Source organism: Pontibacillus chungwhensis (assembly GCF_030166655.1).
In the GTDB taxonomy this organism is placed as follows: domain Bacteria; phylum Bacillota; class Bacilli; order Bacillales; family BH030062; genus Pontibacillus.
Genome location: NZ_CP126446.1, coordinates 2,833,713 through 2,845,970, shown reverse-complemented (window position 1 = coordinate 2,845,970; position 12,258 = coordinate 2,833,713). Strand labels below are relative to the sequence as shown.

The 12,258-nt window shown below is 41.5% G+C and carries 11 protein-coding genes; 9 read left to right on the top strand and 2 right to left on the bottom strand.

The genetic code is table 11. The features are described from left to right. Positions 1–16: 16 nt before the first annotated feature. The 3 genes from QNI29_RS14830 (at position 17) to QNI29_RS14820 (ending at position 3,485) form a co-directional block, all read left to right on the top strand. Positions 17–604, top strand: a complete 588-nt coding sequence (locus tag QNI29_RS14830) for a helix-hairpin-helix domain-containing protein (RefSeq protein WP_284526538.1) — start codon at positions 17–19, stop codon at positions 602–604. 68 nt (positions 605–672) lie between these two features. Next, a complete protein-coding gene (locus tag QNI29_RS14825; protein WP_231417263.1) occupies positions 673–1,263 on the top strand; it encodes a ComE operon protein 2 in 591 nt (196 codons plus the stop codon). Then, the gene (locus QNI29_RS14820) at positions 1,260–3,485 is read left to right on the top strand and encodes a DNA internalization-related competence protein ComEC/Rec2 (RefSeq protein WP_231417262.1); all 2,226 of its coding nucleotides are present in this window, start codon (positions 1,260–1,262) and stop codon (positions 3,483–3,485) included. Before QNI29_RS14825 ends, QNI29_RS14820 begins: the two co-directional genes overlap by 4 nt. 97 nt (positions 3,486–3,582) lie before the next feature. Here QNI29_RS14820 and QNI29_RS14815 read toward each other — a convergent pair whose 3' ends face one another. After that, entirely contained in the window at positions 3,583–3,717 is a 135-nt protein-coding gene (locus tag QNI29_RS14815) for a YqzM family protein (RefSeq protein WP_231417261.1), read from the bottom strand. A 346-nt stretch (positions 3,718–4,063) separates the two neighbouring features. Between QNI29_RS14815 and holA the strand changes: the two genes are divergently transcribed. Further along, positions 4,064–5,101, top strand: coding sequence for a DNA polymerase III subunit delta (holA, locus tag QNI29_RS14810; RefSeq protein WP_231417260.1), 1,038 nt, complete (start codon positions 4,064–4,066; stop codon positions 5,099–5,101). A gap of 336 nt (positions 5,102–5,437) precedes the next feature. Here holA and rpsT read toward each other — a convergent pair whose 3' ends face one another. Continuing rightward, complete coding sequence (gene rpsT / locus QNI29_RS14805) at positions 5,438–5,704, bottom strand: 30S ribosomal protein S20 (protein WP_036785716.1); 267 nt, start codon at positions 5,702–5,704, stop codon at positions 5,438–5,440. A 176-nt stretch (positions 5,705–5,880) separates the two neighbouring features. Here rpsT and gpr point away from each other — a divergent pair, with 176 nt between their 5' ends. The 5 genes from gpr (at position 5,881) to hemW (ending at position 12,195) form a co-directional block, all read left to right on the top strand. Next, positions 5,881–6,984, top strand: coding sequence for a GPR endopeptidase (gene gpr / locus QNI29_RS14800; protein WP_231417259.1), 1,104 nt, complete (start codon positions 5,881–5,883; stop codon positions 6,982–6,984). A gap of 82 nt (positions 6,985–7,066) precedes the next feature. After that, on the top strand, positions 7,067–8,224 hold the full coding sequence (spoIIP, locus tag QNI29_RS14795) for a stage II sporulation protein P (RefSeq protein WP_231417258.1): 1,158 nt from the start codon (positions 7,067–7,069) through the stop codon (positions 8,222–8,224). A gap of 13 nt (positions 8,225–8,237) precedes the next feature. Next, positions 8,238–8,585, top strand: coding sequence for a DUF3679 domain-containing protein (locus tag QNI29_RS14790; protein ID WP_231417257.1), 348 nt, complete (start codon positions 8,238–8,240; stop codon positions 8,583–8,585). A 470-nt stretch (positions 8,586–9,055) separates the two neighbouring features. Next, positions 9,056–10,882 carry a translation elongation factor 4 gene (lepA, locus tag QNI29_RS14785; protein ID WP_284526537.1) on the top strand — a complete coding sequence of 609 codons (1,827 nt, stop codon included), beginning with the start codon at positions 9,056–9,058 and terminating at the stop codon, positions 10,880–10,882. Positions 10,883–11,046: 164 nt separating this feature from the next. Further along, positions 11,047–12,195, top strand: a complete 1,149-nt coding sequence (gene hemW, locus QNI29_RS14780; protein WP_231417256.1) for a radical SAM family heme chaperone HemW — start codon at positions 11,047–11,049, stop codon at positions 12,193–12,195. Positions 12,196–12,258 lie beyond the last annotated feature (63 nt).

Here is a 12,258-nt window from a genome sequence, read left to right as displayed (position 1 = left end):
TTCCGTTACCAAATATATGAGAGAAGGTAGATCGTTTATGATTCGAATCTACAAGTATTTTCTATCGATCGCTGTTTTAGTTGCGTTTGTTTTATGGATGCTATGGCCTCAAGAGCCTCCAACAGATGAGGTTCCAATTTTGCAAAAGGATAAGGAGGAATCAATAAATCTTAATCAACCTCAACAAGAAACTTCTCTCATGTATGTGGATGTAAAAGGAGAGGTGCACAGTCCAGGAGTGTATCAGATGAAAGAAGGGAGTCGTGTTGAAGATGCGATTGATCGTGCTGGTGGCCTGACGGTTCAAGGGGATCCTTTGTCCGTTAATCTTGCCCTCCGCGTGCAAGATGAAATGGTTGTTATTGTTCTGGAGAAAGGGGAGGGGCGTTTATCAGATGAGCGTCTTTCCGATAAAGTATTTGTTAACCAAGCTTCATTAGAAGAGTTAAAAACATTATCAGGAGTTGGGGAAGCCAAGGCGAAGGCCATTTTAGAATACCGGGAAACAAATGGTCCCTTTCAAAATGCAGATCAACTTCTTGACGTTAGTGGAATTGGACAGAAGACATTAGAAGGGTTTATTGAAGATATTCAGCTTCCTTAACTTGATTGACGGAAATAAGGACAAGAAGTACACTGAATGAAAATGAAGATTAGAAAAGGTGGATCGGTATGAATCGTATTTCCTGGGATCAATACTTTATGGCTCAAAGCCATTTATTAGCGCTAAGAAGCACGTGTGAGAGGTTAGCGGTAGGCGCAACGGTGGTGCGTGATAAACGAATGATAGCCGGTGGCTATAATGGAAGCGTCTCTGGAGGCGTTCATTGTATCGATGAAGGGTGTTACGTAATTGATGGTCATTGCGTCAGAACAATCCATGCTGAAATGAATGCTTTACTTCAATGTTCAAAGTTTGGGGTAGCGACAGAAGGGGCGGAGATTTACGTAACGCACTTTCCGTGTTTGCACTGTTGCAAGGCTTTAATTCAAGCTGGTATTCAAACGGTCTATTATGCGAAAGATTATAAAAATCATCCATATGCCATTGAGTTGTTCCGGGATGCTGGTGTACAGACAGTGAAAGTAGAAGTAGAAGAATCATTTGATCCAAGGTCCCTTGAGAAGCTTGAATACATCAATGGCCTGATTGAACGATTATCAAATGCCAGGTCGTCACAAGAAGAAATTAAACGCCTAAAAGAAGAGGCCATGAACCTATTCTCATCTACTCCATCTCAAGCTAACGGACCTAGACTGTGAAAGGAAACGGCTATTGGTTAGCCGGATTTTCAGCTCTTGGTGTTTACCTTGCACCATTGTCATATAGCTGGCTATTTGGATTTATTGGTTTGGGCGGTATCCTCCTATTCCGCCCTGCTAAACCAAAATTCTTAATGGTCTGTCTCATGCTCTATACTACGTGTTCACTCTCCGCTTCTCTCCAACCTGAAACGCCCCCGGCTGTTACCTCCTCAATCGAAATAGAAGGAACGGTTACAACGTCTCCTCTATTTGAAGAAAAGTACACCTCATTTATTATTCAAGACGAAGAAACGAAACAAAAATGGAGTGTTTTCCTTTTTACCTCTATGCCCGCTCATTCTATACAATTTGGTTCGACTTGTTCTTTCACAGGAAAGGTTGAACGCCACGCCATTTCAAGAAACCCGGGTGAATTTGATTATGAATTATTCATGCTTTACAAAGGGATACGAGGGACGATTATCGCTGATGCTTCTACATTAGGGTGTCTGGGATCGGGGTGGTATGCTGGGTTGTTTACTAAACGACAACAAATGCTCGACTATATAGATGATACGTTATCTCCTTATGTATCTTCTTGGGTGAATGCTCTTGTCCTTGGTGATGATCGTTATTTGGATGAGAAAACAGTGGTTCTGTTTCAGAAATGGGGTCTTTCTCATTTACTAGCTATTTCAGGTCTTCACGTCGGGTTATGCATCGCATTCTTCTCCTACCTTTCCCTTCGCTTATCCTTACTTACTAAACGAAAGTTGATCTTCGTACTCATGTTTCTTCTACCCATGTATATCTTCTTAGCAGGCGGTGCGCCGTCAGTTATAAGAGCCGTTTGTATGGCGGAAATTGCCATGTTCTTATCCCTTATTAAACAAAAATGGCCGATGACAGATAGTATCAGTTTTCTCTTTTGCAGTGTTCTTCTTCTTAACCCTTCCCTCATACACCAACTCGGATTCCAGTTTTCATTTCTTGTAACATTTGGGATCCTCGTGTCTCGAAAATGGATCGAGTCATCACAAAATCCTTTTGAGACATTGCTTCGTTTATCCTTGTTGTGTCAACTGATAGTCCTTCCTTTACAAGTTCATTCTTTCTATTTATTTAACCCTCTTTCTCTTTTAGCAAATCTTCTTTTTGTTCCCGTTATGTCCGTATTTCTGCTTCCTTTTTGTTTAGTCTTAGTGGCCTCAATATTTTGCTTACCGTCTTCAATCATTCAAATTTTGGATCATACGTTTCATACAATTACAGCATGGCTCATTAGGATCCTTGAAATGTTGGATGAAACCATGTATGTAAAATGGGTGATTGGTCAACTTTCGTTTATCAGCATTGTCATTTTTGTCGTCATGTTTGTCGGGATGATGGTAGCTTGGGAACGGAGTAATCGTAGGCGCGCCTTTTTATTTGGAATCGGGTTGTCTGTAGCGTTGATGTGCCAAGGAATCGCTCCATACATTCATTCGCCGGGGCGCGTGGCCATGTTAGATGTAGGACAAGGAGATTGTTTTATTATTGAATGGCCTAATCGACAACACATTATGATGATTGATGCTGCTGGTGTGTTAGACGAGGAGAATGATGAAACATTTACAAGGATTATTCAGCCTTATCTTCATGAACGGGGGATACAAAAGGTTGATACGCTGGTGCTTAGTCATGCAGATCAGGATCATATAGGGGCCGCAGAAGAAGTGCTTCAAGCATTTGGGGTGGATACAGTGCTGACTAGTCCATATTTTAAAGGAGAACTGCCTGTTGGTGATGTAATGTGGGAGAAAGTAAAAGGAGGGGATCGATTTGTTATAGAAGAGACAAGGTTTGATGTGTTATACCCGATTAAGGAGTCACAAGATAAAAATGAAAATTCCATAGTAATGAAGTTTGAAATGGGAGGATGGATATGGATGTTCACAGGGGACGTGGGAAAAGAAGGGGAAACGGAGATGGTTCGCCTGAATCCTGAACTGGATGTGGATATTCTAAAAGTTGGGCATCACGGTAGTGACACATCTACTGGAGAGGAGTGGTTAAAAGCTATAACACCTGAAGTGGCTCTCATTTCATCAGGCGTGGATAATCAGTACGGTCACCCACATGATTCGGTGATTAACCGCTTGAATAAGGAAGGAGTGAAGATGATACGGACAGATCAAAAAGGGGCCGTTATTTTTCAATTTTCTAAAGGGACAGGTACCTTCTATAGTCATTTGCCATAGGATATTCTGTACTAAGTAATCTTTCCTTTATATTAAAAAATGTGATCAACGTAAAAAAGAGACTGTTTTGGCAGTCTCTTTCATGGCTTACTCCTTGCTAGTTGCCGATAAGTCGTATCCCTGCGCCAATCGCGAAAATAACAAAGAAAAAGATGAACGAAAACGCGAATCCTTTGGCAGAGTCTACAACGTCGTTCGTTGGTGATTGAACTTCTTTTTTGAACTCGTTCACGTTTAACCCCTCCTATACCAGTTATTAGTATAAACGGTTTCATAAAAAAAATCTACAATGCATGAACATTTCGTTATTATACGGTTCCCTTTGTTGACAAGAGTTAACACCCATAGTTTTTTTCGTTTTGGCTAGGCTATAAGTATCGGTCAAAACATCGTTATCACCCGGCTTTCCTAGGGGCGCGGGTGATGCGTTTATATAGATGACTGGGGGGAATGGGAACCATTTCCCTCTTCTGTTTACTAAAGGAATTTATTACAAATTGATTATGGAATGATTCTACACTTGAAAGCCTTCCGTTTTCCATATACCATACTGTTAGACCCGAATGGAGGAAGGTACGATGGTATATTTTGACGCTCTTAAAGAAATAAAGAAAAAGCAGTTTGAACCAGTTTACCTGCTGTATGGAACAGAGAGCTATTTGATCCAGGATATTCAACAAGCACTTGTGAAACATGCTGTCCCAGATGATGAACAAGATGTAAATTTATCCGTATACGATCTGGATGAAGTTCCGATCCAAGAAGTGATGATGGATGCAGAAACCTTTCCTTTCCTCGGAGAAAGAAAGCTATTGCTATGCAAAAATCCAAGTTTCTTAAAAGCTAAACCAGATAAATTACAAATTGAACATGATGTCTCGGTATTGCAACAATACCTCGAACAACCGGCTGAGTATTCAATTGTTGTATTTATAGCACCATATGAAAAAATTGATGAACGAAAAAAAATCGTGAAGCAAATGAAAAAGTCTGGAAAAGTGATTCCGTGCCAATCTCTAAAGGAACACGAAATGGCCAGCTGGGTGCACAGCTTGGCAAAAGATTTACATATAGACATAGAATCTGCAGCTGTCGACGTTTTTATTCAAGAAAATGGGACAAACCTCATGTCTATTCAGAATGAACTGGAAAAGATGTCTTTGTATGTAGGAGATGGCGGTACGATCACCAAAGAAGTCGCGGATCTGTTAGCTGCCCACAACTCCCAATCATCGGCATTGAAGCTCGTTGATGCTGTGATGAATCAAAATGTTGAAAAGGCCATTTTAATCTATAAAGACTTAGAGAAACAAAATGAAGAACCAATTGCATTACTCGCATTGCTCGCATCTCAATTCCGCCTTATTTATCAAACGAAACTCTTACAGCAAAAAGGGTATACCCAGAATCAAATGACGCAACAAATCAAAGCCCACCCCTTTGCGATAAAAATGGCCCTTGGACGCGCCAGGGGCTTTAACGATAAACAACTAGGAACCATCATGCAGCTACTCACAGACACAGACGCAGCCATGAAACAAGGACGTATGGAGAAGAACCTCGCTTTCGAACTCCTCCTTTACCAACTTGTCCACGTAAAAAAGAAAAGAGCCTAACAAAAAAGCGATCTAAAAAGATCGCTTTTTTTGTTTTGGAATTTTGAACTTTGATCTAAGAAGTGAGAAAAATTTAGGCTGAAGGTCCGTTAAACAAATGATGTGGAGGCTAGATGGGGGATGGCGAGACTCCCGCGGGGTAAGGAGCCTAGGGGAGACCCCACAGAGAGCGATAGCGAACGAGGAGGCTTCCCAGCTCACCGCAGGAAAGCGAGCTGTCCCCCATCTAGCCTCAAGCACTTTTATCGTAACGGACCTCCTCTAAATTTTTACATAAAAAAACGACCCTCTTAGTAGGATCGTTTGTTGGTTGGTCATAAAAACGGAATGACGTATTTACGCTGTAACGGATTTAACGCGACGAGAAAGACGAGCTTTCTGACGGTTACCTTTGTTGCGGTGCATAAGACCTTTGCCTACAGCCTTATCGATCTTTTGTACAGCATCTTTGAAAGCTTCTTTAGCTTCCTCAGTTTTGTTGTTGTCAACTAGGTTGTCAACACGCTTCATTGCAGAACGAACATCAGATTTGAAAGAGTTGTTCTGAGCGCGCTGGTTGTTTTGTGTAATAACACGTTTTCTAGCTTGCTTGATATTAGCCATCTATTTTCACCTCCTGGAGAAATTGAACCTGCTTTAAAAGAGCATTTATTCGAACAAGAGACATTTTATCAGAGCACACAACAGTTTTCAACATAAATATAGGATCATAATCATTTTCACTCATGTATGAAAGAGAAAAGGGACGTGCATCCTAGTAAAAAAACGGAGGGTTTCGCATGTCAGTGAATCTAGATCATTTTCAAGTCCGAACCGATTTAGCTGTTGAAGCTAAAGACATGGCATCACAAAAAGGGAAGCAAGATTCTGAGCATCCTGAAGGGGTACGTGTCCAGGAGAAGAAGGAAGCTGAAGATATAAAAGTTACTTATGTAGAAGTGGATGAAAAAGGATCGGAACAAATCGGAAAAAAGCCTGGTTCTTACATTACGATTGAATCCCAAGGCATTCGTAAACATGATACAAGTCTAATGCATCATACGGCATCGGTAGTTGCTCGAGAGCTAGAGGAGCTGCTAACGAAAAGTAATGTAGCCCCGGATGCCAGATGCCTTGTTGTTGGATTAGGAAATGATGACGTAACCCCTGATGCTTTAGGGCCTATGGTGGTTGATAAGCTGCTTGTTACGAACCATATGTTTGAACTTCAACCTGAAACAGTGGACAAAGGGTTCCGTCCAGTATCTGCTATTACCCCAGGTGTTATGGGCGTAACGGGGTTAGAAACAAGTGATATTATCGTAGGCGTCATTGAGAAAGTAAAACCTGACTTTGTAATCGCTGTGGATGCTTTAGCATCTCGCTCCATTGATCGGGTGAATAGTACAATCCAACTATCAAATACAGGAATCCATCCAGGGTCAGGGGTTGGGAACAAGCGCAAAGAGTTAAGTGAACAAACGCTAGGAATACCTGTTATTTCTTTAGGGATCCCGACTGTTGTCGATGCGGTGACGATTGCAAGTGATACGATTGATTATATGCTTAAGCATTTTGGGAGAGAATGGAACGAAAAGGAGAAACCATCCAAATCGTTGACTCCTGCTGGCATGGACTTTGGTGAGAAAAAAGAGCTTACAGATGAGGATTTACCAAATGAAGACCAACGTAAAGCTGTATTAGGAATGATCGGAGGATTGTCAGATCAGGAGAAAAGAAAGCTTATCCGAGAGGTCTTGACTCCAATTGGGCATAACTTAATGGTCACACCTAAAGAAGTAGATGGGTTTATGAAAGATATGGCTCATGTCGTGGCGAGCGGATTAAATGCAGCTCTTCATGAAGATGTCGAACCAGACACAGAAGATTCTTTTACAAGATAAAAGATAGACAGAGGTTCTACTCTTTCTCTAGTTTTCATAGAGTTTACTAGAGTCAGGAAACAAGAGAAAGGGTGACCTTGCTTTGAGTTCTAAGGGATTACTACTTGTTCATAGAGAACTGAAGAGATGGTATAAACGTAGTGGAATTTATTTAATAGGCTTAGTAGGAGTCTTTCTGTTAATTGGGTTACTTACCTCTATTCAGCCTGCTTATCGCCTGTCTTCTTCTACCCTTCATACCTGGACGAGCCAAATTAGCGGTCCATCCTTTTTACATTTAATGAGTATGGAGAATCGGTTATTTGAAGGGGCATATCCAGAGGATTATGAACACATAAAAATGTCAGAAGGTCTGTTTCAAATGGCCACAAGCATTAAGCCAGATGACCCTCGTTCTTTCTTAGGTAGAGAGTTGCCCGGCTTTTCGGCATATGATGGTCAAATTGTTGTAGCAGGTGAAGGAACAGACTATACGACGATGGCGGTTGAATCTTCTCCACCTATGGAAATATTCGATCAGGAAGAAGAAGGGGTTGTACCAAAAGAAGGTCAATCTCCAGCGCAAGATAGTCCTCCTAAAGACCAAGCCTTGCCAACAACAGGCGATAAAGATGTAGTGTTGATCTACCACACTCATAATCGAGAATCTTATTTCCCTATTCTTCCAGATGGGGCAACAGATGCTTTTCATTCTAAAGCGAATATTACGCTAGTAGGCGATCGATTAGCTGAAAGTTTAAAAGACAATGGAATTGGAGCCAAAGTTGATAAGACGGATATAACGAAGCAATTGAAAGATAAAGGTATGGAATATTATGAATCCTATGATATGTCCAGAGCTGTTGTTCAAGAAGCGATGAGTTCAGAAAGAGAACTGCAATATTATTTTGATCTTCATAGAGATGCAATTGGTAAGGAACATACAACAGCCGAAATAGATGGTAAGACCTATGCCAGAATTTTCTTTATTGTCGGAGGAGAGTACGCTCACTATGAACAAAATTTAAAGCTAGCAAATGAACTTCATGAAAAGATGGAAGAGGCTTATCCTGGATTGAGTCGCGGCGTCATGACAAAGAAGGGCTCCGGGACCAATGGCAAATTCAATCAAGATTTATCTCAGAACGCAATGCTGATTGAGTTTGGTGGTGTGGAAAATACATTAGACGAATTATATCGAAGTGCGGATGCAGTTGGAGAAGTGTTTAGCGATTTTTATTGGCAAGCAGAAGATCAGTAAGGAGATGACCCCTATGGTACGCTTCACAGTGACGTTTCTAATTATGATTGTATTGTTCCTTGGTGGCGTATTAGTCGGAATGAATCAAGCAAGTATCGGAATGATCCAAATGCGAGGCTTTTCTAATGGAACTTTTCAAGAAGCGGTTCAAACGGAAAAGTTAGAAACAGGGGATTATGAAGTCCAGGTCCTTGGTAGAGATTTTCAGCAAGTCTCTGTTCAGGAAAAACAGCAACAGTACCAGGAACATAATGAAGCACGTGGTCTTCAGAAAGTAGCGGTTATGTTAGAAAAAGCGGTCAACTGGGCGTACAATACTGTTATTTATACCATTTATCACTTATTTCAGGTGTTCTTTTAATGCGTCGGCCCCACACGATGTGGGGTCGTTCGTCGTTGGCGGGTGACGCGGCGGTTTTAGTCGAACTTCCTCTTGTGCTTAGTGCGCCTGCGCTTTTCGGTGATGTTCAGCTCCGGGGGCTAGGACCTAGCGTCATAAGCAATCTGACTCCAGTTCGCTACGCGAACTTCTGTCAGCTTACTTATGCGTACGGGGCTGAACAGTCGCCTGCGCTTTTCGTATTGTCTAGCTCCGGCGGGGAGGGCCTAGCGTGATAAGCACCCCGCCTGCGCTTTTCGTATTGTCTAGCTCCGGGGGCTAGGACCTAGCGAGATAAGCAAGCGAACTCCAGTGGCTAATGCCACTTCCGTTCGCTTGCTTATCCGTACGGTCCTAAACAAGCCCCCTGCGCTTTTCGTATTGAAGTATTCCCTCTACATTGCTATAATCAAAGCTAGCTATGGTTTCGGATTAAAGTAGGAGTGATTAATGTGAGTAGCGACAAGATTAAACAAGAGAATGTGCGGAATTTTTCAATTATCGCTCATATCGACCACGGCAAATCAACATTAGCCGATCGTATTTTAGAGAAGACGAAAGCTCTGACGCAGCGGGAAATGAAAGAGCAGTTTCTAGATGCGATGGATTTAGAGCGTGAGCGTGGGATTACGATTAAATTAAACGCCGTTCAATTACGATATAGCTCTCCACATAAGGGAGAGGATTATTTATTCCACCTGATTGATACACCAGGTCACGTCGATTTTACATATGAGGTATCTCGTAGTTTAGCAGCGTGTGAAGGGGTTATCTTAGTCGTAGATGCGGCGCAGGGAATTGAGGCTCAGACATTAGCCAACTTGTATTTGGCATTAGATAATGATTTAGAAATTATTCCTGTTATCAATAAAGTAGACTTGCCAGCGGCTGATCCAGATCGGGTAACGAAGGAACTTGAGGATCTGCTTGGCGTGACGAAAGATGAGGTTATCTTAGCTTCAGCCAAAGCCGGAAAAGGAATTGAAGAGATATTAGAAGCCATTGTAGAACGAATTCCATCTCCGATTGGCGAACCAGAAGATCCATTGAAGGCGTTAATCTTTGACTCCTTGTATGATCCTTATCGTGGAGTTATTGCCTCAATCGCTGTAAAAGAAGGATCTGTTAAAGTGGGTCAGAAGATTCGCATGATGCAGACTGGAAAAGAGTTTGAGGTTAATGAGATAGGCGTATTCAATCCAAAGCCTACTCCTAAGAACGAACTAACTGTAGGGGATGTTGGGTATTTAACAGCGTCTATTAAAAACGTAAGTGATTCACGTGTCGGGGACACCATCACCCGTGTAGACAAACCGGCTGCAGAACCATTACCAGGTTATAAACGTCTGAACCCAATGGTATTCTGTGGAATGTTCCCGGTTGATGCGAATAATTACAACGATTTACGTGAAGCCCTTGAGCGGCTTGAGTTGAATGACTCTTCTCTCCAATATGAGGCTGAGACATCACAAGCGCTAGGATTTGGTTTCCGTTGTGGATTCCTAGGCCTTCTTCATATGGAGATTATCCAAGAGCGAATTGAACGCGAATTTAACATTCAACTGATCACGACAGCTCCAAGTGTTATTTATGAAGTTGAGCTTACGGATGGTGAAACGGTTACCGTTGATAACCCTTCTCTAATGCCTGATCCACAGTCAATTAATGAAGTACGTGAGCCATTTGTAAATGCAACGGTAATGGTACCGAATGACTATGTAGGTTCTGTTATGGAGATTTGTCAGAAGAAGCGCGGATCATTTGTAGATATGCAGTACCTAGATGATAATCGCGTCAATATTACGTATGATATTCCATTATCAGAAATCGTTTATGATTTCTTCGATCAGCTGAAGTCCCAAACAAAAGGGTATGCGTCGTTTGATTACGAATTAGCTGGATATCGTGCGTCTAATCTTGTGAAAATGGATATTTGGTTAAATGGTGATACAATTGACGCTTTATCCTTTATCGTTCACAGAGACTTCGCATTCGACAGAGGTAAGGCCATTACAAGTAAGCTAGTAGAGCTTATTCCGAGACAGCAGTTTGAGGTACCTGTTCAAGCAGCAATCGGAAATAAAATTGTGGCTCGCTCTACCATTAAGGCGATGCGTAAAAACGTACTTGCAAAATGTTACGGCGGAGATATCTCACGTAAGCGTAAACTTCTTGAGAAGCAAAAAGAAGGTAAGAAACGTATGAAGATGGTCGGATCTGTAGAAGTGCCACAAGAAGCCTTTATGGCTGTTTTAGAAATGGATTCTGACGACAAATAAGAGAGAACGATTAAAACCGCAGGAGCTTTTCTTGCGGTTTTTATACTTTCAACTTTGCGACCATATATGTTTAACTGCAGTAGGGAGTAAATGAGCCACCACAGAACTTTTAGTACTCTCTTTGCTTGAACAAAGCTAATTTATTTTAAAGGAACGTGACGATCATGATTACATCAGCCTATATTCATATACCCTTTTGCCACCAGATCTGTCATTATTGCGATTTCACCAAGTTCTTTTATAACCCAGAACTTGCTGATCAGTACTTAGAGGCATTAGAGAACGAAATTGTAACGGCAGTTGGGAAGCAAAAGAAACCAATGAAAACAATTTTTGTAGGAGGAGGAACTCCTACGGCTTTATCTTATGAACAACTTGAGCGTTTGCTAAAGATGATTGCAGAATCCTTTGATGTAGATGCGCCGCTCGAATACACGTTTGAAGCGAATCCAGGTGAATTTGATGAGAAGAAATTGGCTCTGTTAAAGGAATATGGGGTCAATCGAATATCGTTTGGAGTACAGGTGTTTGATGACGAACTACTTGAGAAACTAGGTCGAAACCATCGAGTACAGGATGTGTACGATAGTCTTCGTCTGTTTGAGAAGCAGCAATTTGACAATGTGTCTGTAGATTTAATGTATGGCCTTCCCGGCCAGACGTATGACCAGTTCAAGAAAACGATTGATGAAGCACTTCAGTTGGGTCTGCCCCACTATTCTTCTTATTCGTTGCAAATTGAGCCCAAAACGGTTTTCTATCTTCGACATAAAAAAGGCAAACTCCATAAGCCTGTCGAAGAAGAAGAGGCAAACATGTACGAATTACTCATGAGTGAGATGAACAAAAGTGGTGTATATCAATATGAAATTAGTAACTTTGCCAAACCAGGATATGAAAGCAAGCACAATCTGACATATTGGAACAATGATTACTATTATGGGTTTGGTGCAGGTGCACATGGGTATTTACCAGGGGAGCGCACCGTAAACATCAAGCCATTGAATCAATATACGAAGAAGGCTAAGGAAACGGGTGTCCCTCAACTTTATGTAGAACCTGTGCACCATAAGGAAGAAATGGAGGAGCAAATGTTCCTTGGATTACGTAAAGTTAAAGGAGTTTCTTTAGATGAATTCCAGAGACGCTTCGGCCGTTCCATCCACTCCCTATACTCGGGTGAATTAGATTATTTAAAAAGGAAAAACTGGATAACGGAAGCAGAGGATCATATTGCTCTCACTCCTCAAGGTAGACTCTTTGGGAATGAGGTTTTTGCTCAATTTTTAATTGAAGATGAAAAGCTTCAGTGAAATATCGTTGACAAGGAGCGAGGCATTTGATAATTTATTATTAGATTTAGCACTCGCATTCAA